Consider the following 23,178-nt stretch of genomic DNA (forward strand, 5'->3'; position numbering starts at 1 on the left):
CCGCCTGGCCGAACTGCGCGGCGCCCTCGGCACGCCGCAGGCGCCGCTGCTGGGCTGGGTGATGGAAGAAATCGCCACCCCGGAAGCCGCCCTCGACCTGCTCGTCCGCGCCATCGCCCCCGAGCCGTCCACCGTGCTGCGTGACGGTGGTGTCATCGCCCAGGGCTTCGACGCCGACCTGGACGAACTGCGCGACATTCAGACCAACTGCGGCGCCTTCCTGCTTGAGCTGGAAGCCCGCGAGCGGGAGCGCAGCGGCATTCCCAATCTCAAGGTCGAGTTCAACCGGGTGCACGGTTTCTACATCGAAATCTCCGCCGCCAACGCCGCCAAGGCCGAGCTGCCCGACGACTACCGCCGCCGCCAGACCCTGAAGAACGCCGAACGTTACATCACACCGGAACTCAAAGCCTTCGAGGACAAGGCCCTGTCGGCCCAGGAACGTGCGCTGGCCCGCGAAAAGCTGCTCTACGAGGAAGTGCTCGACCAACTCGCCGCCGACATTCCGCGTTTCCAGCGCATCGCCCGCGCCTGCGCGCTGCTCGACGGTCTGTCGGCCTTTGCCGAAGCCGCCGCCCGCTACAACTACGCGATGCCCCGGTTCAGCGACCAGCCGGGCATCGAGATCGTCGCCGGACGCCATCCGGTGGTCGAACGCCAGGTGGAGAACTTCATCGCCAACGACTGCCGGCTCGACCCGACCCGCCGCATGCTGCTGATCACCGGCCCCAACATGGGCGGTAAATCGACCACCATGCGCCAGGTCGCCTTGATCGCCCTGCTCGCCCACGTGGGCTGTTTCGTGCCGGCCACCTCGGCGCGCATCGGCCCGGTGGACGCCATCTTCACGCGCATCGGCGCCTCCGACGACCTCGCCTCCGGGCGTTCCACCTTCATGGTCGAGATGACCGAAGCGGCCGCCATCCTGCACGGCGCCACCGATCAGAGTCTAGTGCTGATGGACGAAATCGGCCGTGGCACCTCCACCTTCGACGGCGTCGCGCTGGCGGTGTCCATCGCCCGCCACCTGCTCGAAAAGAACCGCTGCTGGACCTTGTTTGCCACCCATTATTTCGAGCTGACGCGCCTGGCCCAGGACTACCCGGAGTGCGCCAACGTGCACCTCGACGCGGTTGAGCACAACCACGGCATCGTCTTTCTGCATGCGCTGGAAGAAGGCCCGGCCAGCCAGAGCTACGGGATCGAAGTGGCCGCACTGGCCGGCATTCCGACTTCCGTGGTGCGCGACGCCAAGCGCCGTCTGCGGGCGCTGGAGAACCGCGAAATCAGCGCCGGCCCCCAGGCCGACCTGTTCGCCAGCCTGCCCCCGGAAGAGCCCGATGCACCGGGCCACCCGGTACTCGGAGCCCTCGCCGCCATCGACCCGGACGCCCTGACACCACGGGAGGCCCTTGAAGCGCTTTATGAACTCAAGCGCCTGACAGCCTGACCATTAAGACGCTTACTGTTGCTTCGGACGCATCCGCTCGCGGACACTCTGCAGTGCCTTGCGGACGCTTTCGGCAGCCACGTCCACACCTTCGGCAGCGGCAACTTCCGAGACCACGTGATAATGCAGAACCAACAAGCCGCGCATCTTTTCCCAGGCAATCGGATTGTCTGAAGAACACATGCTGCTATCGCCACGCAGCACCGCTTCGGCGACACCGGGCTCCAGCATGTGGACGCCGCACAGCTGGGCCAGACGGGCGATCTCCATGTCGATGGACGCCAGTTCGTGATCGTGGTTTTCAAAGGTCGCCATTCATCTATTCCTTTATTTTCCTGAATCAATACTCTACCGCGGTGCAGCATACACCCGTTTTTCCATGACCATACCCATCGACATCAGCGAAGAATCCGGCGTCCGTTACCTCCACTTCGGGTCCGAGTGGGTGCAGGGCGCCATGCGTATCCGCAAGCCCCACGCCCTCGAACTCACCTACACCCGCGAGATGATGGCCGGCCTGCTGTTTCGTGGCGCCGCCTGGCCGCGCCGGGTGCTGCTCATCGGCCTCGGCGCCGGCTCCCTGGCCAAGTTTGTGCACCACAATCTGCCGGAGGCGCATACCACGGTGGTCGAAATCGCCCCCGAAGTGCATGCGGTGGCTTACCAATACTTCAAGCTGCCGGAAGAGGACGAGCGCCTGCAGGTGGTGATCGGCGATGGCGCCGAGTTTATCGCCGGTGACAACAACCAGTGGGACCTGATCGCCGTGGACGGCTTCGACCGCAACGCCCGCGCCGGCGCCCTGGCCACCCAGCCGTTTTACGAAGCCTGCCGCGCACGCCTGGCAGAAGACGGCGTGCTGGCCGTCAATCTGTTCGGACAGCTACGCGGCTTCAAGACCCAGCTCAAGCGCATCGGCGACGCCTTCGACGGGCGCGTGCTGGCCCTGCCCGAAAGCGACAGTGGCAACGTCGTGGCCCTTGCTGCACGGGGCGAGGCAATGACACTCAGCACCACCGCCCTGCGGGAAAGAGCCATGCAGTTGAAGGCAGACACCGGGCTGGATCTGGTGCCAACGTTCAAGCGGCTGGAAAAGTCGGCCAGTTTCCTGGACGACAAGGTCACGCTGTAATGGAGCACGTCGACTGCGTCGTCGTCGGCGCCGGTGTGATCGGCCTGGCCTGCGCCCGGGCCCTCGCGCTGGCCGGACGTGACGTGCTGATCCTCGAGGCCGCCGACACCTTTGGTAGCGGAATCTCGAGCCGTTCCAGCGAAGTCATCCACGCAGGCCTCTACTACCCAACCAATTCCCTGCGCGCCCGCGTGTGCCTGGCGGGGCGTGAGGCCTTGTACACCTACTGCGCCGAACGCCACATCGCTCACCAGCGGGTGGGCAAACTACTGGTAGCCACCGACGAGGCCCAGCGCCCCCGGCTGGAAGCCATCGCTGCCCAGGCGCAGACCAATGGGATCAACGGCCTGCAACACTTGAGCGGTACCGAAGCCATGCTGCTGGAGCCCGCCTTGCGTTGCGTCAGCGCCCTCCTCTCGCCGGATACCGGGATTATCGACAGTCACGGACTGATGCTGGCGCTGCTGGGGGATGCGGAAGCCGCAGGTGCGACGCTGGTGACCCGGGCGCCCGTGACGCGCGTCGAATGTCAAGCGGACGGTTTTATGCTGGAGGTGGGTGGCGCCGAAGCGATGCACCTGCAGGCGCGGAGCCTGATCAACGCGGCCGGACTCGGCGCGGTGCCGCTGGCACGCCAACTGGCGGGCTTTCCAGCAGACCTGTTGCCCACCCATCATTACGCCAGGGGCAACTACTTCGCCCTGCAGGGGCGCTCGCCTTTCAGCCGGCTGATTTACCCGATTCCCGAAACGGCAGGCCTGGGTGTGCACTTGACCCTGGATCTGGGCGGCCAGGCGCGTTTCGGGCCTGACGTGGAATGGATTGCCGAACCCGACTATCAGGTCGATCCGGCGCGGGCCGCGGCCTTCTATCCAGCGATCCGCCGCTACTGGCCAGATCTGCCCAACGGCGCGCTACAGCCAGCCTATGCCGGTGTCCGGCCGAAAATCCATGGCCCCGGCGAAGCCGCCGCCGACTTCATGCTGCTCGGACCGCGGGAGCACGGCCTTGCCGGCCTCGTGCAACTCTTCGGTATCGAATCACCGGGCCTGACCAGTTGCCTGGCTATCGGGGATGCCGTCGGTACGGCACTGGCGTTCACACGTCACCGCAGGGCCCACCAAGCCAAACAGGTCTAGCGCCGCAACTGCAGCAGCGCAAAGTCATCTTGTCAGGGACATTATCCCTTCATTCCTCCCGGTCCAAGCTCAAGGCTTGAGCAAGGTCAGCGTTCGACGACTGTAGTCCCACACGGTGATGTAGTTTTTCAGAAAATGGTAACCCAGCCCAACCCGGTCTCGCGTTCCGCTTGTAAAAAGAAGGTTGCGGATTTCGCCCAGGGGTTGAGCGCTGTAGCTGAGCCCCTGCAAGGTGCCGCGCACACTCGCCTCATAGCTCCCATAGGTGTGATCGCTTGCGGTAAGCGTGAGCTTGCCCTTACGTTCCAAGGTGTTTTTCATGTGCTCCGTCAATTCCAGCGTGCCGGAGTTGCCGGTATCGAAAAAGGCGGTGAGGGTTTCATCACCGATCTGCATGTCGACTTCGGGCATTTTTCCATCCACCCCGGTAGGGGTGAAGTGGAGTGTGGCAAGCACGCGCGCCGGATCAATCACCCGGGCGAGCACACTTTCCTCCTGGTTCAGGGCATGGAAAGTGATCGTTTGCGCGTCGTAATCGACCACAAAAAGATAATTGCGATTGAAGCCGTGCCCGATGCTGCCAAGAAAGTGAGAGGTATAAGCCTGCTCAAGGAAACCCCAGTCGGCATGCAGCAGGGCCGGTACATTTTCAAACCGGATCTGGGCACCAATTTCAATGCTGGCGACAGGCTCTTTCTGCCTGTAAATCACAATGTCCTGCCCCGAAGCCGCGTGTCCCTGCCCGACGAGCTGATCTTTGGACAAGGGCAGGAAGTGGTTATTCAGCAAAAACGGGAACTCGGTCCCCGTATCGAACATGAACTTCCCGGGCCGGCCATTGACGGCACCATCGATCAGAATGTGGCCATTGAACAGGTAAAAGGGCAGCGTGAAATCAAGCAGACCAACCCGGTGACCGTTGGGCGTGAAGGTCGGAGACTGAGCACTCCCGGGGTCCGTCACGGGCTGATCGGCGGCACAAGAACCCCATGAAGCAAAGCAGGCCAGGCTCGCTACAAACAGTGTCTTCGCTATATTCCGGATAGGGTCCAAAGGAAGCCTAACTTGCCACAACCGGAGCCGGCGGAGCCCACAGGCAGTGCCCTTTGTTGGCCTTGGAAATCTCGCCGAGTACCTTGTCATGATCAGTAAGCTCGGCGTCGCTGGCGCGCAGTACGCGCAACGGTGGGCGTTCGGTCAGACCGCCGCCCTCGCTGTCGTCCATCTGCGGCACCGGCTCTTCAAGCACCATGATCAGGCTTTCCTGACCACGGGTCATGGCGAGGTACACATCGGCCAGCAGCTCCGCATCCAGCAGCGCACCGTGCAGGGTGCGGTGGGTGTTGTCGATCTCGTGGAAGGAACACAGGGCGTTGAGGGACGCCTTCTTGCCCGGATTCTGTTCCTTGGCCAGCTTGAGCGTGTCGATCACGCTCGGACAGATGGCCGCCAGGGTCGGACGGCCGAGCAGGCTGAGTTCGTTGTTGAGAAAGCCCACGTCAAAGGTGGCGTTGTGGATCACCAGCTCGCCACCGGCCACAAACTCCTCGAACTCCTCGACGATGTCCTTGAAGACCGGCTTGTCGACGAGGAACTCGTTGGTGATGCCGTGCACCGCCATGGCCCCTGGATCAATGGCCCGCTTGGGGTTGATATAGACGTGGTAATGCCGTCCGGTAAGCTTGCGGTCAAGTAGCTCGACGCAGCCGATTTCGATCACCCTGTCGCCGCTTTTCCAGTCGAGGCCGGTGGTTTCCGTATCCAGTACGATCTGTCTCATGCCAGTTCTTCTCCTGCCTGCATGGGCTTGCCGGTCTTCTTCACGGCGTCCACGCCGCGTCGTGCCAGGGCGTCGGCCCGTTCGTTTTCCACGTGGCCGGCGTGACCCTTCACCCACAGCCACTTGACCTGGTGATGGGCGGCCACCGCATCCAGCGCCCGCCACAGGTCTTCATTCTTGACGGGCGCCTTGGCGGCGGTCTTCCAGCCCCGTGCCTTCCAACCCTGGATCCACTCAGAGATACCTTTTTGCACGTACTGGGAATCGGTATGCACCCGCGCCGTCACTGGGCGCTTGAGCGCTTCGAGGGCACGGATCACGGCCAGCAGCTCCATCCGGTTGTTGGTTGTTGCTGGCTCGCCGCCCCATAGTTCCTTCTCGTGCGGGCCGGCGCGCAGGATGGCGCCCCAGCCCCCGGGGCCCGGGTTGCCGGAGCAGGCGCCATCAGTAAAAATATCAATCTCGTCCAAAATTTTTCTCTGTCGTGGTTTGCTGCGAACAGCCCTTCGAGGGGCGGCCCGTTTTCTGAATAAGGGGAGCCAGGGCGCGCGAGCGGGTTCTTCGGTCCCACTTTGGCATGATCAGCCGCATGCCCTGCACCCGCTTGATGGCATGAATGATGTAAACCCCGCCGCCAATGGGCCACCAGCGCTCGCCGGCACGATCCATGAAATCCAGGCGCTCGATCCATTTTTGTTGCTCCATGGCCGGCACAAAGCAACCGGAGACATGGCAGTTGGCCTCGAAACTGAGCAGTGCCAGCCAGTCTTTGAGACGGCGCAAGGACAGGTATTGCCCGTGCCAGGGGTAAGCTCCGCACTCGCCGACGAGTTTGCGCCGCAGGCCGAAGAGGCTCACCGGATTGAAGCCGGCGATGACCACATGGCCTTCCGGCACCAGCACCCTCTCCACTTCCCGCAGGACCTGATGGGGGTTGGCGGCGAACTCCAGCACATGGGGCAGCACCACCAGATCGATACTGGCCGGTGCAAAGGGCAATGCCGCGTAATCGGTTTCCACCAGCACCTGCCCTGCCCCACCCTTGAAACGGAAGGGCATGCGGTTGGCGCGCAAAAAATCGAACTCAGGGACACCAAGCTGCACCGCGTTGTAGCCGAAAATATCGGCCACCAATGTGTCGAAGCGCGCCTCTTCCCACGCCATCACGTAGCGCCCCAACGGGGTGTCGAGCCACGCGTGGAGGCCGGGAAAGGATTCGGGCTGGGACATCGGATGCGAAGCGGAGGGAAGAAGCTACAATTGCGGGATGCAGATTATCCCTCTTCCCGCGTTTCGCGATAACTATATCTGGCTCCTCCGTGATGCCTCCCGTGCCGTCGTGGTCGACCCGGGCGATGCGGCTCCGGTGCTTCGCTATCTGGCCGCCGAAGGGCTGACGCTGGAAGCCATCCTGATCACCCATCATCACGCCGACCACGTCGGCGGTGTTGCCGAGTTGCTGGCCCACGCATCGGTACCTGTCTATGGCCCGGCCCGGGAGGATATCCCCGGCATGACCGATCCAGTGAGCGAGGGCTGCACGGTGTCGGTCCTGGGTACGGCGTTCCGCGTGCTCGACATTCCCGGTCACACCGCGGGTCATGTGGGCTACTACGGAGCCGACACACTGTTTTGCGGCGACACGCTGTTTGCCGCAGGCTGCGGACGGATCTTCGAAGGTACGCCGGCTCAACTGTTCGCATCGCTTGAAAAACTGGCCGCCTTGCCCGGCGACACGCAGGTGTATTGCACCCACGAGTACACCCTGTCGAATCTGGCCTTTGCGGCGGCAGTGGAGCCGGACAATACGGCAGTCAGGGAGCGGCTTGCCCACAGCCAGGTGCAGCGCGATGAAGGCCGGCCAACAGTACCTTTTCGCCTCGCAGGCGAAATGGACAGCAACCCCTTCCTGCGCAGCCGTGAACCCGCAGTAATCCGTCAGTCAGAAAGCCGGACTGGTCGGGCACTTGAAAGGCCGGTGGACGTGTTCGCCACCCTGCGGGAGTGGAAAAACAGCTTTTAAGAGACAAAGCTGTGCGGGCCCGTGCAGGGTGCGTCAGCCGCCCATGGCAACGGCTCCGGCGGCAATACGGTTTCGGCCAGCCTGCTTGGCTTGGTAGAGCGCATCGTCGGCTGCCTTGATAAGCCTGACCGAACCGGCATCACCGCGGCCGGGGATGACCGCCGCCGCACCAATACTGATGGTCACTACACCATTCGCGCGGGAAAAACGGTGAGTGATGCGCAGGTTTTCCACGGCGGCGCGCATGCTTTCGGCTACCAGCAGGGCGCCGGTGATGTCGGTATCCGGCAAAATTACCGCAAACTCCTCCCCACCGTAGCGGGCCACCAGATCACTCGGACGACGCAGGGTTTGCTGAAGGGTGCGGGCCACCGCCTTGAGGCACTCGTCGCCCACCTGATGCCCGTAGCCGTCGTTGAACTGCTTGAAGAAATCCACGTCGCACAGCAGCATCCCCATCGGCTTGCCCTGACGGTTGGCACGGCGCCATTCCCGCAGCAGGGTTTCGTCGAACTGGCGCCGGTTTGAAATCGCCGTCAGACCGTCGAGGGATGACAGGCGGGTGAGTTCCTGATTGGCTTCATCGAGCTTGCGGGTCAGTACCAGCAAGGAATAGCGCATCTGGGCGATGCGCTGCATGGCCCTGACCTTGGCCGCCAGAACCGTTTCGGATACCGGTTTGATCAGGTAATCGTCACCGCCGACGGAAATTCCCTTTTCGAGGTCCGCGTCGCCAGTGCGGGCCGTCAGGAAGATGATCGGGGTCCATTCGCCGGCCTGCTCGAGCTGGCGAATCCGTCGCGCCACTTCGAAGCCATCCATGCCGGGCATGATGATGTCGAGCAGGATGAGATCAGGCCGTTCCTGCTTGAAAAGCTCGATCCCCTTTTCCCCATCGCGGGCAAGGATGGGCTCGATGCCAATCTTGCGGAGTTGGTGGGACACCAAGGTGGCGCTGGTCAGAGTGTCCTCAATCAACAACGCTTTCACTGGATGGGTCTCGGCTTGGTGTTTTCGGGTTGATCAGGACTTCAATTTCTTGGCAGGCGGATTGTGCCCTAATTTGGGCTCTGGTTAACGGATTCCCGCGCCAACTGGCCATCTGCAGTGCGCTGCAGCGTTTTGTTTCTCTTTTCAGGCGCTTCCCGGTTTGACCCCCCGAGCCGCAGACAGATAAAATCCCGCCTTTGCTTTTCGCGCGACAAATCCTGATGTTTCCGAGAGTTATCGCGCTTCTTCTTTCTTTTCTCTGTATCGACGTCGTCATGGCCGTCGATACAGCCGATGCCCCCCTGCAGCTTTCGCAGGCCAGCTCGCTGCTCGACGCCGGCGGTTTTCAGGCACCACAGGCTTTTGAAGTCCGGGAGCAGCACGTCAAAGTGCCGACCATTGACCTGACCGTCGAACCGGACGATCTGTGGGAACGCATGCGCCGCGGCTTCTCGATGCCGGATCTCAACACCGATCTGGTCACTGACCGGCAGATTTACTACATCAACCGTCCGGGTGCCCTGCGCCAGATCTTCACCCGCAGCCAGCGTTACCTCTATTACATCGTCGACGAACTCGAACGGCGCGGCATGCCCACCGAACTGGCCCTGCTGCCGATGGTCGAGAGTGCCTTCAACCCGATGGCACTCTCTTCCGCCCAGGCTTCGGGCTTGTGGCAATTCATTCCGTCGACGGGCAAGAGCTACAAGCTGGAGCAGAACTGGTGGGTCGACGAACGCCGCGACGTGATCGCCTCCACCAACGCCGCCCTGGATTACCTGCAGACCATCTACGAAATGCACGGCGACTGGCAACTGGCGCTGGCTTCCTACAACTGGGGTGAAGGAGCCGTGGGCCGGGCTGTGGCCAAGAACCGGGCAGCCGGCCTGCCCACCGAGTACCAGTACCTCAACATGCCGGGGGAAACCCGCTACTACGTGCCCAAGCTGCAGGCGCTGAAGAACATCGTGGCACAACCCGAACTCTTCGGCATCACCCTGCCGCCGGTAGCCAACCGCCCTTACTTTGCCACCGTGGAAAGCCGGGTCGCTCTCGATCTGGCCACCGCGGCACGGCTGGCAGAAACGCCGGTCGAAGAAATCCTGGCTCTCAACCCAGGCTACAAGCGCCCGATCCTGCCGGCCAACAGCAGCCAGTCGCTGGTGATTCCAGTCAACAAGATCGAAACTTTCCTGACCAATCTGGCCAAGCATGATCCAGCCAGTGGAAGCTGGCGAACCTACGAGCTGCGCGAGGGTGAAGGACTCGAAGGGGTGGCTGACCGCTTGGGCATTGCCGCCACGCGCCTGCGCCAGGTAAACGGCCTGTCGCCACGGGCACGTATCGGTAACGGTTACACGCTGATCGTGCCCTCGGAAAGCGAAGGCGAACGGATTTCCTTGTCCAACCTGATACCAACCCACCCCCAGGCCGGGGCCGTCGAACCTCCGCCGGTCATCATTCAACGCACCGTGGTACGCGGCCGCAACGGCCGACCGGTTGTCGTCGAGCGCAAGGTGCAAGTTGGCGCATCCTCGTCAGTGGCGAACAAGCCGGGGCGCAGTACTCGGGAAGCCGTCGAGGCGCCGGCCCGCCCGGCCCGTGGCAAGGGCACTACCAAGGCAGCCCCCCCTGCCAAGGCTTCCACGGTCAAAAAACAACGCTAAAATCCCGGGCGCCGTCTGGCGCCTCAGTAGAGGTGACAGCGGACGATGCGGGTGGCCGACAGTCGGGTCTCTTCCGGATAGGTGGTCCGGCAGGTGTCGGTAGCCTCGCTGCAGCGAGGATGAAAATGGCAGCCCGTCGGCGGATTCAACGGTGACGGCATGTCGCTGTGTATCGCCTGGCCAGACTTGCCTTCACCCGCCCGCCCTGCTTCGGTACCCATCTCCACCCGCGGGACCGCAGCCAGCAACATACGTGTGTAGGGATGACGCGGGTCACGCAAAACCTCCTCGACACGCCCCCGTTCGACAATCCGCCCGAGATACATCACCGCGACGTGGTGGGCCAGGTAATCGACCACGGCCAGATTGTGGGTGATGAACAGATAAGACAGCCCATACTCGGCCTGCAACTCGCGCAGCAGGTTCAGAATCTGCGCCTGCACCGACACGTCGAGGGCACTGGTCGGTTCGTCGCAGACGATCAGCTTCGGGGATACGGCGAGCGCCCGCGCAATGGCAATACGTTGCCGCTGACCGCCGGAGAACTCGTGCGGAAAGCGCTGGCGCATCGCCGGGTCAAGCCCGACCCGGCGCAGCAACGCATCCACCTTGGCGCCGCGCGCGGCGTTGTCCGGCTCCACGCCGAGGGACAGCATGCCTTCTTCCAGGATCTCACCGACCCGCATGCGCGGATTGAGGGAACTGAAGGGGTCCTGGAAAATCATCTGCAGATCGCGCCGCAGGGGCTGCCACTGGCTCGGCGAGAGGCTCAGCAGTTCATGCTCGCCGTAGCGGGCACTGCCGCCGGTGGCCGGCACCAGCTTGAGAAGCGCCTTGCCGGCGGTGGTCTTGCCGCAACCGGATTCGCCCACCAGGGCCAGGGTTTCCCCTGCCGGCACATGCAGCGACACGCCATCGACCGCCTTTACCTGCCCGACCACCCGGCGAAACAAGCCCTTGCGCACCGGAAAGTGCACCTGCAGGGCTTGCACATCCAGCGCCTTGCCATCGATAAGCTGTCGGGCAGACAGCACGTCGTCGCTTTTGGGCTCAGCCACCCAGGCCATGCTCCCGGCCGGGTCGTAGATATGGCAGCGCACCGCCTGACGGCCGACGGCGTACATCGCCGGTTCGGTACTGCGGCACAGGGCCTGGACTTGTGGGCAACGCTCGGCAAAACGGCAGCCGTCGCGGCGTTCCCCGAGGCGGGGCACCTGCCCGACGATGGTTTCCAGCGCCTGACCACGCTGTGCCGGCGTCGGCAGGGCTGCAAAGAGCTTGCGCGAATAGGGATGCAAGGGGGCGCTGAAAAAGTCCTCCCGGTCGCCGGTTTCCACCAGCTCCCCGGCGTACATCACGCCGACCCGGTGCGCCATGCGGGCCACCACGCCCAGATCATGGGTGATCAAGAGCATACCCATGCCGCGACGCGCCTGCAGATCGGCGAGCAGATCGAGAACCTGGGCCTGGATCGTCACGTCGAGCGCGGTAGTGGGCTCGTCGGCGATGAGCACCTTCGGATCGCCAGCCAGGGCGATGGCGATCATCACCCGCTGTTTCATGCCACCGGAAAGCTGAAAGGGATATTCGGAGAGACGACGCTGCGGGTCGGGGATGCCGACTGCATCGAGCAGGCGCTCGGACTCCTCCCAGGCCGGCTTGCCATGCAGGCTCCGATGACGCACCAGCACCTCGCCGATCTGGTCGCCGACAGTCATCACCGGATTGAGGCTGGTAGCGGGCTCCTGGAAGATCATCGCCAGATCGTTGCCGCGGATGTCGCGCATGCGTGTCTCGGGCAGATCCTGCAAGGCTTCGGCACCGAGGCTGATGCTGCCGCCAACAATGCGACCACCCGCCGGCAAGAGGCGCATGCAAGCCAGAGCCGTCATCGACTTGCCGCAGCCGGACTCACCCACCAGGGCCAGGGTGCGGCCAGCGGGCACATCGAAGCTGATGCCATCCACAGGGCGCACGGTCTTTCCGCCAGCCCCCAGTTCCACCTGCAACTGCTCTACCCGCAGCAGTGCCGGGCCTTGCTCGTCCAGTTTGATCATCGCAAAGAAAACGGACCGCCAAGCGGTCCGTTCAAAATGACTCCGGTTGTGGCCGGCAACAACAGGCAAAACCCGTCTCGCCAGCCAGTATGCCTATCAGTGGTGGTGACCGCCGTCGCCATGCACGTGACCGTGGCCGATTTCTTCGGCGCTGGCTGCACGCACATCCTTCACGGTAACGTCAAAAATCAGTGCGGTGCCGGCCAGGGGGTGGTTGCCATCAACCACAACCTTGCCGTCGGCGATGTCGGTGATGCGATAAACCATTTCTTCTTCGCCGTCTTCACCAACGCGCTCGAAGGACATGCCGACTTCGATGTTGTCCGGGAACAGGGAGGCCTCTTCGACCATCACCAGCTCTTCGTCGAACTCGCCGAAGGCATCTTCCGGCAGCAGCTTGACCTTCAGGTTTTCGCCGACTTTCTTGCCGTCCAGGGCTTCTTCGATCACCGCGAAGATGCCGTCGTAACCGCCGTGGATATAAACCAGCGGGTGCTGGCCGTCGTCGATCATGTTGCCATCCGGGTCGGTGACCGTGTAATCAAGCGTGACGACTGTGTTCTTGGCGATTTCCATTTACATTCCTTGAGTTGAGTTGCTTTATCAGCTGAAAGACTTCGGCGGCATGGCCGCGCGGATTGATATCGTGCAGCACGTGCCTGAGCACCCCATCGCTGGAAATGATGAAGGTCGACCTGCGCACACTGCGCTTTACGACTCCGTCCACCACACCAGACTGCCACACTCCATAAAGCCTGCACACTTCCCCATCCTCATCCGACAGCAACTCGACTGACAGGCCGTGCTGATCGCGAAAATCGGCATGCGTCATGCAGTCATCCGGACTTATGCCGACCACGATGCATTTTTCCTGCTGGAAGTCGGCATCGTGATCGCTGAAGTCGATCGCCTGGCGGGTGCAACCGGGGGTGTTGTCACGGGGGTAAAAGTACAGGACCACATGATGGGATCCCAGCACCGACGCCAGATCGAACATGCCCATATCGGCATCGGGCAGGATAAAGAGCGGAACAGGCTGGCCTTCGCAAGGCACCGCCGTCGTGGCTGCGGATTCTAACCGAGCCGCTTTGAGAACTCTACCCGAAGCGTGTTGGGGGCTGGCAAGCATGAAAAATCTCCTCCGGGGGCTATGGGCTCGTTTCCCGAGCCCTGCTGATTAGGCGGTTCGACTTTGTGCTGTTCTCTGTTCTTCTTTTTTGTACTTCCTTGAAGGGATAGCCCAACAATGAAGGTGGCTCAAGCCCTTTATAGCGCTAGTTTGAGGTTTGTCACAGGGACTAATGTGCTTGCTGAAGGGCCCGGCAGCTTGTCATTGCCAGGAAGCTGTATAAAATTACATACAAACCCACTGGAGCTCCCATGTCCAACAATCTTACCGCCCGTCAGCAGGAAATTCTCCAGCTCATCCGCGACACCGTCGAGCAGGAAGGCCGCCCCCCTACCCGGGCCGAGATCTGCACCGCTTTTGGCTTTCGTTCTCCCAACGCCGCCGAAACCCACTTGCGGGCCCTCGCCGCCAAAGGGGCCATCACCCTGGAAGAGGGCCGTGCGCGGGGTATCCGCCTGATGGAGGCCCTTGGCCTGCCCCTGATCGGGCGTGTTGCCGCGGGCAGCCCGATCCTCGCCGCCGAACACGTGCAGGGACGCTATCAGATAGACCCGGGTCTGTTCTCCCCCCGCGCCGACTATCTGCTCAAGGTGCGCGGCATGAGCATGCGTGACGCCGGCATCCTAGATGGCGACCTGCTCGCCGTTCATCGCACCACCGAAGTGCGTAATGGTCAGATCGTCGTTGCCCGTGTCGAAGATGACGTCACCGTCAAGCGCCTGTCGCGCAAGGGCCCGATTGTCGAGTTGCAGCCCGCCAACCCGGATTTCGCGCCCATCGTCGTGGATACCCGCAATGCCCCGCTGGAGATCGAAGGTCTCGCCGTCGGCCTGATCCGCAGCGACCCCCTGTAAACCGCTTGCACAGAGTCTTTGACACACATGCTGGCTGGCAGCAACTGCACCCGGCCACGCTAAACTAGCGGCCCCATGAGCGCTCAACCCTCTCTCTCCCGCCGCATTCTCGATCTCGCCTGGCCGGTACTCGTCGCCCAGTTGTCGTCCATGACCCAGATGGTCAGCGACACGGTACTGACCGGCCACTACGGCACGACAGACCTCGCGGCGGTGGCCGTCGGCAGCGGCATTTACATTTCAATCGTGATGCTGATGGTCGGCATCCTGCAGGCAGTGGCGCCCACCGTCGCCCACCACGTGGGAGCCGGCCGTACCGAGGCCATCGGCCCGTCGGTGCAACAGGGTTTCTGGCTGGCCCTCGCGCTGGCGATTCCTGCGGTGCTCTTTCTCCGCCAGCCAGACTGGCTGATGCAGCTCAGCGAAATGAGCCCCGAAGTGGAAGGCGGCGCCCGGGATTACCTGTCGACCATCGCCTGGGGCCTGCCGGCGGTGCTGCTGTATCGCACCTTCTATGCCTTCACCAATGCCCTCGGGCGCACGCGGGTGCTAATGGTGATCAGCCTGACCACCACGGCGGTACACATTCCCCTCTCCTGGGCGCTGATCAACGGGCACCTCGGTTTCGCGCCCCTCGGCGGGATGGGCTGCGCCGTATCAAGCGCGATCATCTGCTGGCTGGCCCTGTCGTGCGCGCTCGTGCACGTGCTTCGCAACCCGGCCTATGCGCCTTACCACCTGTTTTCCCATTGGCAACCCCCGCGCGCCGGGCCCATTGGCGAACTCCTGCGCCTCGGGATTCCGATGGGTTTCTCCAGCTTCGTGGAGATCACCGCCTTCACCCTCATCGCCCTGCTGGTGGCCAAGCTGGGAGCCACCGTGGTGGCTGGTCACCGCATCGTCGGCAATCTGTCGGCACTGATCTACATGCTGCCGCTGGCGCTGGCCATCGCCACTTTGGTGCTGGTCGGCCAGGCTGTTGGCGCGCGCGATGGCATCGGCGCCCGCCACGCGGCGAAGACCGGCATCCTCCTCGCCACGGGCCTGTCCACCCTGGTCAGCATCGCCATGTGGCTGGCCAGCGATGCCATTCTGGCGGCCTATACTTCCGACCCTGCCGTGCGCAAACTGGCCGGATCACTGGTGATCTACATCTGCCTGTACCAGTTCTTCGATGCCATCCAGACCGTCGCCGCCCACGCCTTGCGCGGCTACAAGATCACCTTCGGGCCGATGCTCGTGCATACCCTGTGCTTCTGGGGCATCGGGTTGGCCGGCGGCTACTGGCTGGCTTTCTACGGGCTTGGCTCGGCACTGCCTCCACAGGGAGTAGCAGGTTTCTGGCAGGCTTCGGTACTCAGCAACGTAGCGGCTGCAGTACTGTTTGGCGGCTACCTGCACATCGTGTCCAGCAATGCGAAACACGGGGCGCCAGCACCCGCCTGACCCCTCAGCCTTCCAGCCAGGCCTTGCGCTGCGCCTCTGCTGTCTTTGAGACGCGTGCCACCCACTCCAGCTTCGCCGTATCCGCTGGCGCAGCCTGCAGTGGCACCTCAAAACACATCAGTTCGTCCCGCCGGAAAGCGTGGATCTCGGCGCTGTCGCCGGCCACCCGACGAGCGAGGAGCTTGTCGAAATTGCCGCTCGTCACCTTCAGCCCGTCACAGGCAATGATCACGTCCCCCGCCGACAGCCCCGCAGCCTGGGCCGAACCGCCATCGAAGACGTTGGCGATTTTCACGCCCTCGGCTTCCGTCGTGGTGCGCACGCCAATGCCCGGCGCCGGGCTGGCCGCCTCCCAGGCGAGGCTCACGCCAAAACGCTTCAGCCACGTTTCCAGAGGGAGCTCACCGGTGCCTTCCACCAACTCCTGCAGCCAGCGGCCGACTGCCACCCCGCCGATCTCCGCCGCCAGGGCATAGAGACCGTCCTCGGCCACGCCAACACCCGTTTGCCCGTGGCGCAGCCACAGGGCTCGCATCAGGTCGTCGAGGCTGCGCGTGCCCTTGCTGTCGGCCCGCAGGCGCAGATCGAGGAGCAGCGCCACCAGCGAGCCCTTGGTGTAGTAGCTGACGATGGCGTTGGGGCTGTTCTCGTCCTGCCGGTAATACTTGGTCCACGCCTCAAAGGACGACTCGGCGACACTTTGCTTCTGGCGACCACTGCCCTTGTGCACCTGGTTAATGGTCTTGGAAAGGAGCTTCAGGTAATCCTGCACAGTGATGCGGCCACTGCGGATCAGCACCAGATCATCGTAGTAAGAAGTAAAGCCTTCAAAAGCCCACAGCAAGCGCGTATAGCCCTCCTGGGACAGGTTGTAGGGCACAAAGGCGGCTGGCTTGATGCGCTTGACGTTCCAGGTATGGAAGTACTCGTGGCTGCACAAGCCGAGAAACTGGCGGTAGCCGTCCGACTGGGCCTCCATACCCGGGTAAGGCAGGTCGGCCCGGCTGCACAGCAGCGCCGTCGATGCCCTGTGTTCCAGCCCACCGTAGCCGTCGCCCACCGCCATCACCAGAAAAACATAACGATCCATCGGCGCCGGCTCACCGAACAAGCGGATCTGGTTTTCGCAGATCCGCTTGAGGTCTTCGACGAGGCGAGGCAGATCGCAATCATGGCGACCGGTGATGGCGACCGCGTGGGGCACACCGCAGGCATCGAACTCAGCCAGCGTGAACGTGCCCATTTCGACCGGATGGTCAATCAGTTCATCGTAGTTTTCCGCCCGGTACCGCCCGAAACCGTAAGGCTCGGCGGCACCGTTTTCGCCTTCGGCCACTGAAAGACTGGTGGCAATCCGCCAACCTGCCTCCTCCAGGCCATGCGGCGGGCGGATATCCACAAGCTGGGGCTGGTCCTCGCAGCCATGAGCGCACAGGAAAACACTGGTGCCATTGAAAAAGCCGTGGGTCGCATCAAGGTGCGCGGTGCGCACTGACAGATCCCACGCATACACCGTGTAGCGCAGCGTGACCGGCTCTTTCACGCCGGCCGGCAGGTGCCAGGTGTGCTTGTCGCTCTTGCTGACGGTCAGCACCTTGCCGCCAGCCTGTGCCGACAGGGTCACGATGTTTTTGGCGAACTCCCGGATCATGTAACTGCCGGGAATCCATGCCGGCAAGCTGAAAACCTGCCCGACCGGATCAGGCTCGGCGATGCGCAGGGTGACTTCAAAAAGGTGGGCGGCAGGCTGGATGGCCTGAATGGTGTAATGGACAGGGCAGGACATGGAGAGTCGCACGACGGGAATACGGGGAAGCGCCGATTCTACCCGCGCCCTCGCCAAACTGCGGCCTGCCTCATTTTTAGGCAACGGCACAAAACCCTTACAGTTGAAGGCGTTGGCGACCAACCCCACAGTTTGTCCACACCCTTGCCCACCCCTGATGGGGGTAAGTCCAGGGTTTTGCACACCTTAGGTGCGCTGCACCATTTTGAGGCTTCAACACTTTACACAATAAAATCAATCATATGCCAGAGTGCCGCACAGCTTATCCACAACTTACCCCCAGTTTTGTGTGCATAGGTAAAAGTTATTGAGATTTTGCTTTGAACAGGACTGCTCTATTTTTAGGCAACCCGAAAAAACCCTTATGTGTCCGTTACATGACAGCCTCCCCCACAGTTTGTCCACAGCCTTGCCCACCCTGAATGTGGGTTGTTCAAGGCTGTAAACCGCGTCAGGGGATAAAGGGCAAGTTGATCAGATCGCTGCGGGCGACCCCCGCGGTCATCTGCCGACACAGGGTGATGAATTCCCGCATGCCGGCGGTTACATACTTGCGCTTGTGGGTAACAAACTGGAACTGGCGACGCAGATCCAGCTCCGGCGTTTCCACCGCCACCAGGCTGCCGCGCCGGAAGGCCTCGCGCAGGGCCAGGCGCGAAATGCAACCGATGCCGAGGCCGCTTTCCACGGTGCGCTTGATGGCCTCGGTATGCTCCAGCTCGAGTCGCACCTTTAATTCTCCGGTGAAGTGACGCAGGGCCTGATCGAAAGTCTCCCGAGTGCCGGAACCACTCTCCCGCAGGATCCAGTCCTGCCGGGCCAGCGCCTCCATATCGGCCCGGCCGGCCTTGGCAAGGGGATGTTCCGGCGCGCAAAACACCACCAGTTCGTCCTCCACCCACGGCTCGACAATCAGGTCAGGGTGACGACAGCTGCCCTCGATGAGGCCCAGGTCCAGCTCGTAGTGAGACAGCTGATGAACGATGGTGGCCGAGTTGTGCACCGTCAGCTTGACCTGCGCACTCGGGTGACGGCGCAGGAAATCGGCGGCAATCAGCGTCGCCAGGTAGTTGCCAACCGTCAGCGTGGCACCGATCTGCAGGGGGCCGAAGTCGGTCTGGCGGGTCAGCAGGGATTCGATCTCGCGCGCGTGCTCGATCAGTTGCACCGCGTGGGGCAACACCACCTGCCCCTGCTCGTTGAGCCGCAGGGCCTTGCCAATACGATCAAAAAGCTGGGTGTCGAACTGGCGCTCCAGCTCCCCCAGCGCCGTGCTGGTCGCCGACTGGGACAGGGCCAGCTCGTCGGCAGCGCGGGACACGCTTTCGTGACGGGCCACAGCCACAAAGATTTCAAGCTGACGAAGGGTGTATTTCATATCTACAAAATAGAATATATATATCAATATAATCCATTTTACAGATTTATCCGACTCGCTAAACTAGGCACATCCAAGCAAACCCAGCAGAGACGCCGCCATGAGCAAACTGAGCACCCAAACCGTCCTTTCCGTCCGTCACTGGAACGACTCCCTGTTCAGCTTCAAGGTCTCCCGCGATGCCGGGTTGCGCTTCGAAAACGGTCAGTTCGTGATGATCGGGCTGGAAGTGGATGGCCGTCCGCTCACCCGCGCTTACAGCATCGCCAGCCCCAACTACGAAGAGCATCTGGAATTCTTCAGCATCAAGGTGCAGAACGGCCCCCTCACCTCGCGCCTGCAGCACCTGCAGCCGGGTGATCCGATCGTCGTGAGCAAGAAGCCCACCGGCACGCTGGTCCTGCATGACCTGCTGCCCGGCCGCAACCTCTACCTGTTCTCCACCGGCACGGGCCTGGCGCCCTTCATGAGCGTGATCCAGGACCCGGAAACCTACGAACGCTTCGAGAAGGTGGTGCTGCTCCACGGGGTACGTTACGTGTCCGAACTGGCCTACAGCGAGTTCATCGAGCAGGCCCTGCCGGAAAACGAGTTCTTCGGCGAGGAAGTGCGCAACAAGCTGGTTTACTACCCCACCGTGACCCGCGAGGAGTTTCGCAACCAGGGCCGCGTCACCGACCTGATCACCACCGGCAAGTTCTTCGAGGATACCGGGCTGCCGCCCCTCGACCCGGCGCTCGACCGGGCCATGATCTGCGGCAGCCCGGCCATGCTCGACGACACCTGCAAGATGCTCGACGCACGCGGCTTCAAGATTTCCCCGCACATCGGCGCCCCGGGCGACTACGTGATCGAACGGGCCTTCGTCGAAAAGTGATGGATCCTGTGGGTCGGACTTCAGTCCGACATCACGCGTTCAGTGTGCCTTGTCGGACTAAAGTCCGACCCACAGGAGATATGGTCAGCGCCCGGTGGATTCCGCCAGCCGGGCAATCATCTTGCGCACCGCCGTCATCTGCGGGGCGTTCTTGGTAGCGTAATCCGGCGAGCCGTAACCCCACCAGTCCCAACAGCCCTTCGGGTTGTACACCCAGCGCATGGAGCCTGCCGCCAGACCGCTGCGGGCCACTGTCTGCGGGTAGAGCACGATCAGCCGGTTGCTCTCCGCCCAGGCGTTGTAGCCGGCACCTTCCACGAAGCGATGGCCAATCTGGTCTTCGCTCTGCCGACAGCCGTGAAAGGCCACGTGCACCTGACAGCCGCCCGTCCTGCAGCGGTCCGGCACATAGGCAAAACCCTGCTCAGCCAGGCTCACATCCGACGGCAGGCCGTTGATAAAGGGGCGCTGGTCAAAGGCAATCAGGGAAGCCGGTTTGCCTGCAGTCTTCGGCTTGAGCGGCCCGACCAGATGATTGAGCAGCTCGTAGGGCGCATCGAAATCGCCACAGCGGTTGATGAAGGGCGGCTCGGAAGTGTTGCAGGCGTTGGGCTTGGTGTCGGACACGGAAATCATCGCGTGACCGGCATCGGGCAAAGTCACCAGTTCGATCGCCGAGTCGGGTATCCACTGCTTGTAGAAAGCCACCAGCGCATCCACCACCGGGCGTTCGACGGTATGGTCGGCACTGCCGGTGAGTACCCACACCTTGTCATCGGCGAGAGCCGAAGGCGGGTCGATCAGCGCCAGGCGAGCGCGGGACTCCATGCGCGGCTTCACGTCTTCGGGCGTAGGGGGCTGGGCCCAGCTCTTTGGCGCCATGCAATGGCTCAGCGCACGCCAGGTGCTGCCTTCGGCGCAATCATAAGGACCTGCAGCAATGACTCCGGCGCCCTTCACCAGCTTTGAATAAGCCACCTGGAACTGCACTGCCATGTAGCCGCCGGACGAAACGCCGGACACCGTGACCGCGTCGCCCCGGGCCCCCAGCGCCGGCAAGGGCGGCGCGGCAAGACACGCGGCAGACAGCCCGAGTGCGCAGAAGGCCGGGATCGTCTTCAATTTCATTTCATTGCTCCAATCAGATGCAGCAGGACACCGCCGCCTGCCACCAGGCCGAGGGCGCCAAAAGCCAGCGCACCGACCGTAAAACCACCGGCCCGCCGGGCCGGGTCCTGCGCGTAGCCAATGGCGTACCAGATGCGGCCGAACAGCCACACGCCCCCCAGGGCAGCAGCAATCGCATCGCTGACATAGGCCGCGCTGATCCACAAGCACGGCAGCATCATCACGGCCCATTCCAGGGTGTTCATCTGAACCCGGTACAAACGCTCGAAAACCGGGTGACCGGTAACGGCCGGCGCCTGCACGCCATACTTGTGGCGGCCCTTGCCAACGGCAAAACCCGTACCGAACATCAGAAGGACAATCAGCAGCGTAACCCCGGCTGTCAGGGGAGAAGATGACAACATGGCTGGAACATTTATGGGAGTCAGGAAGCCATAGCTTACCGGGCATTTGTGCATTGCACATAGAATCCCCAACCACCTCCTCCCAGGCGCCCAATCCATGCCGACTCATCCTGCCCGTGCCCTGTTTCAGCTCCTGCGCCCTTACCGCCGCCGGGTATTTATCGCCGCCATTGCCCTCGTCGTGGCCGCCGCCGCCATGCTCGCCGTCGGCCAGGGCCTGCGGGCCGTGATCGACAAGGGCTTCTCGGCGGGCGATCCGGCCTGGCTCGACCGCACCCTGGCAGCCATGTTCGGCGTCATCGCGCTGCTTGCCGCCGCCACCTACCTACGCTTCTACAACGTGTCGTGGCTTGGCGAGCGGGTGACGGCGGACATCCGGCGGCGGGTTTTCGACCACCTCCTCAGCCTGCCGCCCGCCTGGTTCGAGGCCGGACGCACCGGCGAGGTGATCTCCCGCCTCACCTCCGACACCACGCAGATCGAAAACGTCGTCGGCTCCAGCCTGTCGATTGCCTTGCGCAACGCCTTGCTGCTGATCGGCGGGCTGGTGATGCTGTTCACCACCAGCCTCAAACTCACCCTGCTGACCCTCGCTGGCGTACCGCTGGTAGTCACGCCAATCATCCTGTTCGGGCGCAAGGTGCGAAAGCTCGCCCGGGAGAGCCAGGACCGTGTTGCCGAACTGGGCAACCGCATCGACGAGACCATTCACGAGATCCGCATCGTCCAGGCCTACGGCCACGAAGATGCCGATCGACGCGACTTCGGCAATCTGGTGGAAGCCAGCTTCGCCACCGCCCGCGAACGCGTGGCCAACCGGGCAAAACTGGTCGCGGCCGTGATGGTGCTGGTCTTCGGCGCGATTGCCTTCATCCTGTGGGTCGGCGGCCACGACGTACTGGCCGGCACGCTCACGGCGGGCGAACTGTCAGCCTTCGTGTTCTACGCAGCCATCGTCGCCGGCAGCGTCGGCGCACTCTCCGAGGTATGGGGCGAGCTGCAGCGGGCGGCCGGCGCCACCGAAAGACTGATGGAAATTCTCGCCTCACAGCCAGCCATCCTGGCCCCACCAGTGCCGCAGCCCTTGCCGGAGCCTGCCCGCGGCGAAATCGTCCTCGAACAGGTCCGCTTCCATTACCCCACGCGGCCCGATGTACCCGCTCTGGATGATTTCTGTCTGACCGTCAATCCAGGTGAAACGGTGGCCCTCGTCGGCCCGTCAGGTTCGGGCAAGAGCACCGTCTTCCAGCTTCTGCTGCGCTTTTACGACCCTGAGGCCGGCGTGCTGCGCATCGACGGCGTGCCGCTGCAGAATGCCGATCCGCTGGCCCTGCGCCGACGCATCGCGCTGGTCTCCCAGGAGGCCGTCATCTTTGCCGCCAGCGTCGCCGACAACGTGCGCTACGCCCGCCCGGAAGCCAGCCTCGATGACGTGCGTGCCGCCTGCGCCGCCGCCTTTGCCGACGAGTTCATCGACAAGCTGCCCGAAGGCTACGCTACCGATCTGGGGGAGCGCGGCGTGCGCCTTTCGGGCGGCCAGCGCCAGCGCATCGCCATCGCCCGGGCCATCCTCGCCGCCCGCCCGATCCTGCTCCTCGACGAAGCCACCTCGGCCCTCGATGCAGAAAGCGAAAGAATGGTCCAGAGCGCCCTCGACGGGCTGATGCGCCAGCGCACCACGCTGGTCATCGCCCACCGCCTGGCCACCGTGCAAAAGGCCGACCGCATCGTCGTGATGGAAGACGGCCGCATCGTTCAGCAGGGCAGCCACGCCGAGTTGATCGCCAGCGACGGCCTGTACGCGCGCCTGGCCCGGCTGCAGTTCGTAGCCTGAGCAGCGCGAACAACAAAATTCACTATGACTTAGGTCATTTTCATGTCGGGAGGTGATGACTTGCAGGGCATTGCCGTGATTTATTTCGCGGAAATCTGCTCAAA

22 protein-coding genes are annotated in these 23,178 nt (G+C 62.9%); 9 read left to right on the forward strand and 13 right to left on the reverse strand.

What is annotated here, in order from left to right; all coding sequences use genetic code 11:
• Positions 1-1,450 (forward strand): DNA mismatch repair protein MutS (mutS, locus tag ETQ85_RS27035; protein WP_148580751.1); only part of this gene is annotated, 1,450 nt, incomplete at its 5' end.
• A gap of 12 nt (positions 1,451-1,462) precedes the next feature.
• Here mutS and ETQ85_RS19335 read toward each other — a convergent pair.
• Entirely contained in the window at positions 1,463-1,765 is a 303-nt protein-coding gene (locus ETQ85_RS19335) for a hypothetical protein (protein ID WP_148580724.1), read from the reverse strand.
• A gap of 64 nt (positions 1,766-1,829) precedes the next feature.
• Between ETQ85_RS19335 and ETQ85_RS19340 the strand changes: the two genes are divergently transcribed.
• Both ETQ85_RS19340 and ETQ85_RS19345 read left to right on the forward strand, forming a co-directional pair.
• Positions 1,830-2,582 (forward strand): fused MFS/spermidine synthase, encoded by a 753-nt coding sequence (locus tag ETQ85_RS19340; RefSeq protein ID WP_148580725.1) that lies wholly within the window; start codon positions 1,830-1,832, stop codon positions 2,580-2,582.
• Positions 2,582-3,721: an NAD(P)/FAD-dependent oxidoreductase gene (locus ETQ85_RS19345; protein ID WP_148580726.1), complete on the forward strand. Its 1,140-nt coding sequence runs from the start codon at positions 2,582-2,584 to the stop codon at positions 3,719-3,721. The genes ETQ85_RS19340 and ETQ85_RS19345 overlap by 1 nt, the downstream gene beginning before the upstream one ends.
• A 69-nt stretch (positions 3,722-3,790) precedes the next feature.
• On the opposite strand, the gene ETQ85_RS19350 is transcribed toward ETQ85_RS19345, so the two are convergent.
• From ETQ85_RS19350 to ETQ85_RS19365, 4 genes are all read right to left on the reverse strand, one after another.
• Entirely contained in the window at positions 3,791-4,684 is an 894-nt protein-coding gene (locus ETQ85_RS19350; protein WP_148580727.1) for a pepsin/retropepsin-like aspartic protease family protein, read from the reverse strand.
• 97 nt (positions 4,685-4,781) lie between these two features.
• Positions 4,782-5,501: a DNA polymerase III subunit epsilon gene (dnaQ, locus tag ETQ85_RS19355; RefSeq protein WP_148580728.1), complete on the reverse strand. Its 720-nt coding sequence runs from the start codon at positions 5,499-5,501 to the stop codon at positions 4,782-4,784.
• Complete coding sequence (gene rnhA / locus ETQ85_RS19360) at positions 5,498-5,971, reverse strand: ribonuclease HI (RefSeq protein ID WP_148580729.1); 474 nt, start codon at positions 5,969-5,971, stop codon at positions 5,498-5,500. The genes dnaQ and rnhA overlap by 4 nt, the downstream gene beginning before the upstream one ends.
• Positions 5,958-6,731, reverse strand: coding sequence for a class I SAM-dependent methyltransferase (locus tag ETQ85_RS19365; RefSeq protein WP_148580730.1), 774 nt, complete (start codon positions 6,729-6,731; stop codon positions 5,958-5,960). The genes rnhA and ETQ85_RS19365 overlap by 14 nt, the downstream gene beginning before the upstream one ends.
• A gap of 37 nt (positions 6,732-6,768) precedes the next feature.
• Here ETQ85_RS19365 and gloB point away from each other — a divergent pair, with 37 nt between their 5' ends.
• A complete protein-coding gene (gene gloB, locus ETQ85_RS19370) occupies positions 6,769-7,524 on the forward strand; it encodes a hydroxyacylglutathione hydrolase (protein ID WP_148580731.1) in 756 nt (251 codons plus the stop codon).
• A gap of 33 nt (positions 7,525-7,557) precedes the next feature.
• On the opposite strand, the gene ETQ85_RS19375 is transcribed toward gloB, so the two are convergent.
• Positions 7,558-8,502 carry a diguanylate cyclase gene (locus ETQ85_RS19375; RefSeq protein ID WP_320382983.1) on the reverse strand — a complete coding sequence of 315 codons (945 nt, stop codon included), beginning with the start codon at positions 8,500-8,502 and terminating at the stop codon, positions 7,558-7,560.
• Between the two features lie 287 nt (positions 8,503-8,789).
• Here ETQ85_RS19375 and ETQ85_RS19380 point away from each other — a divergent pair, with 287 nt between their 5' ends.
• Positions 8,790-10,181, forward strand: coding sequence for a transglycosylase SLT domain-containing protein (locus ETQ85_RS19380; protein WP_222862216.1), 1,392 nt, complete (start codon positions 8,790-8,792; stop codon positions 10,179-10,181).
• Positions 10,182-10,204: 23 nt separating this feature from the next.
• Here the strand turns inward: ETQ85_RS19380 and ETQ85_RS19385 are convergent, their stop codons facing one another.
• The 3 genes from ETQ85_RS19385 to ETQ85_RS19395 all read right to left on the reverse strand — a co-directional run bounded on the left by ETQ85_RS19385 (position 10,205) and on the right by ETQ85_RS19395 (position 13,367).
• Positions 10,205-12,238, reverse strand: coding sequence for an ABC transporter ATP-binding protein (locus ETQ85_RS19385; protein WP_148580734.1), 2,034 nt, complete (start codon positions 12,236-12,238; stop codon positions 10,205-10,207).
• A gap of 96 nt (positions 12,239-12,334) precedes the next feature.
• Positions 12,335-12,814 carry an FKBP-type peptidyl-prolyl cis-trans isomerase gene (locus tag ETQ85_RS19390; RefSeq protein WP_148580735.1) on the reverse strand — a complete coding sequence of 160 codons (480 nt, stop codon included), beginning with the start codon at positions 12,812-12,814 and terminating at the stop codon, positions 12,335-12,337.
• Entirely contained in the window at positions 12,780-13,367 is a 588-nt protein-coding gene (locus ETQ85_RS19395; protein WP_148580736.1) for a peroxiredoxin, read from the reverse strand. The genes ETQ85_RS19390 and ETQ85_RS19395 overlap by 35 nt, the downstream gene beginning before the upstream one ends.
• Before the next feature lie 251 nt (positions 13,368-13,618).
• On the opposite strand from ETQ85_RS19395, the gene lexA reads away from it, so the two are divergent.
• Both lexA and ETQ85_RS19405 read left to right on the forward strand, forming a co-directional pair.
• Positions 13,619-14,221 (forward strand): transcriptional repressor LexA, encoded by a 603-nt coding sequence (lexA, locus tag ETQ85_RS19400; RefSeq protein ID WP_148580737.1) that lies wholly within the window; start codon positions 13,619-13,621, stop codon positions 14,219-14,221.
• A gap of 75 nt (positions 14,222-14,296) precedes the next feature.
• Positions 14,297-15,667, forward strand: a complete 1,371-nt coding sequence (locus tag ETQ85_RS19405) for an MATE family efflux transporter (protein WP_148580738.1) — start codon at positions 14,297-14,299, stop codon at positions 15,665-15,667.
• A 4-nt stretch (positions 15,668-15,671) separates the two neighbouring features.
• On the opposite strand, the gene ETQ85_RS19410 is transcribed toward ETQ85_RS19405, so the two are convergent.
• On the reverse strand, positions 15,672-17,453 hold the full coding sequence (locus ETQ85_RS19410; protein WP_148580739.1) for a M61 family metallopeptidase: 1,782 nt from the start codon (positions 17,451-17,453) through the stop codon (positions 15,672-15,674).
• A gap of 451 nt (positions 17,454-17,904) precedes the next feature.
• The gene (locus ETQ85_RS19415) at positions 17,905-18,831 is read right to left on the reverse strand and encodes a LysR family transcriptional regulator (RefSeq protein WP_148580740.1); all 927 of its coding nucleotides are present in this window, start codon (positions 18,829-18,831) and stop codon (positions 17,905-17,907) included.
• 100 nt (positions 18,832-18,931) lie between these two features.
• Between ETQ85_RS19415 and ETQ85_RS19420 the strand changes: the two genes are divergently transcribed.
• Complete coding sequence (locus ETQ85_RS19420) at positions 18,932-19,708, forward strand: ferredoxin--NADP reductase (protein ID WP_148580741.1); 777 nt, start codon at positions 18,932-18,934, stop codon at positions 19,706-19,708.
• An 84-nt stretch (positions 19,709-19,792) separates the two neighbouring features.
• On the opposite strand, the gene ETQ85_RS19425 is transcribed toward ETQ85_RS19420, so the two are convergent.
• Together ETQ85_RS19425 and ETQ85_RS19430 are read right to left on the reverse strand one after the other, a co-directional pair.
• Positions 19,793-20,836 carry an extracellular catalytic domain type 2 short-chain-length polyhydroxyalkanoate depolymerase gene (locus ETQ85_RS19425; protein WP_246128831.1) on the reverse strand — a complete coding sequence of 348 codons (1,044 nt, stop codon included), beginning with the start codon at positions 20,834-20,836 and terminating at the stop codon, positions 19,793-19,795.
• Positions 20,833-21,240 carry an MAPEG family protein gene (locus ETQ85_RS19430; protein WP_148580742.1) on the reverse strand — a complete coding sequence of 136 codons (408 nt, stop codon included), beginning with the start codon at positions 21,238-21,240 and terminating at the stop codon, positions 20,833-20,835. The genes ETQ85_RS19425 and ETQ85_RS19430 overlap by 4 nt, the downstream gene beginning before the upstream one ends.
• Before the next feature lie 97 nt (positions 21,241-21,337).
• Between ETQ85_RS19430 and ETQ85_RS19435 the strand changes: the two genes are divergently transcribed.
• Positions 21,338-23,074 carry an ABC transporter transmembrane domain-containing protein gene (locus ETQ85_RS19435; RefSeq protein ID WP_222862217.1) on the forward strand — a complete coding sequence of 579 codons (1,737 nt, stop codon included), beginning with the start codon at positions 21,338-21,340 and terminating at the stop codon, positions 23,072-23,074.
• The last annotated feature ends 104 nt before the right edge of the window (positions 23,075-23,178 follow it).

It is taken from the genome of Zoogloea oleivorans (assembly GCF_008107625.1).
Lineage (GTDB): Bacteria > Pseudomonadota > Gammaproteobacteria > Burkholderiales > Rhodocyclaceae > Zoogloea > Zoogloea oleivorans.

Bases quoted from the DNA above. Each gene is read 5' to 3' on its own strand.
- ETQ85_RS19340 (WP_148580725.1), top strand. From the start codon at position 1,830: ATGACCATACCCATCGACATCAGCGAAGAATCCGGCGTCCGTTACCTC.
- ETQ85_RS19410 (WP_148580739.1), bottom strand. From the start codon at position 17,453: ATGTCCTGCCCTGTCCATTACACCATTCAGGCCATCCAGCCTGCCGCC.
- ETQ85_RS19425 (WP_246128831.1), bottom strand. From the start codon at position 20,836: ATGAAATTGAAGACGATCCCGGCCTTCTGCGCACTCGGGCTGTCTGCC.
- dnaQ (WP_148580728.1), bottom strand. From the start codon at position 5,501: ATGAGACAGATCGTACTGGATACGGAAACCACCGGCCTCGACTGGAAA.
- ETQ85_RS19365 (WP_148580730.1), bottom strand. From the start codon at position 6,731: ATGTCCCAGCCCGAATCCTTTCCCGGCCTCCACGCGTGGCTCGACACC.
- ETQ85_RS19380 (WP_222862216.1), top strand. From the start codon at position 8,790: ATGGCCGTCGATACAGCCGATGCCCCCCTGCAGCTTTCGCAGGCCAGC.
- ETQ85_RS19390 (WP_148580735.1), bottom strand. From the start codon at position 12,814: ATGGAAATCGCCAAGAACACAGTCGTCACGCTTGATTACACGGTCACC.
- ETQ85_RS19385 (WP_148580734.1), bottom strand. From the start codon at position 12,238: ATGATCAAACTGGACGAGCAAGGCCCGGCACTGCTGCGGGTAGAGCAG.
- ETQ85_RS19420 (WP_148580741.1), top strand. From the start codon at position 18,932: ATGAGCAAACTGAGCACCCAAACCGTCCTTTCCGTCCGTCACTGGAAC.
- ETQ85_RS19405 (WP_148580738.1), top strand. From the start codon at position 14,297: ATGAGCGCTCAACCCTCTCTCTCCCGCCGCATTCTCGATCTCGCCTGG.
- ETQ85_RS19395 (WP_148580736.1), bottom strand. From the start codon at position 13,367: ATGCTTGCCAGCCCCCAACACGCTTCGGGTAGAGTTCTCAAAGCGGCT.
- ETQ85_RS19335 (WP_148580724.1), bottom strand. From the start codon at position 1,765: ATGGCGACCTTTGAAAACCACGATCACGAACTGGCGTCCATCGACATG.
- gloB (WP_148580731.1), top strand. From the start codon at position 6,769: ATGCAGATTATCCCTCTTCCCGCGTTTCGCGATAACTATATCTGGCTC.
- lexA (WP_148580737.1), top strand. From the start codon at position 13,619: ATGTCCAACAATCTTACCGCCCGTCAGCAGGAAATTCTCCAGCTCATC.
- ETQ85_RS19435 (WP_222862217.1), top strand. From the start codon at position 21,338: ATGCCGACTCATCCTGCCCGTGCCCTGTTTCAGCTCCTGCGCCCTTAC.
- ETQ85_RS19345 (WP_148580726.1), top strand. From the start codon at position 2,582: ATGGAGCACGTCGACTGCGTCGTCGTCGGCGCCGGTGTGATCGGCCTG.
- ETQ85_RS19415 (WP_148580740.1), bottom strand. From the start codon at position 18,831: ATGAAATACACCCTTCGTCAGCTTGAAATCTTTGTGGCTGTGGCCCGT.
- ETQ85_RS19430 (WP_148580742.1), bottom strand. From the start codon at position 21,240: ATGTTGTCATCTTCTCCCCTGACAGCCGGGGTTACGCTGCTGATTGTC.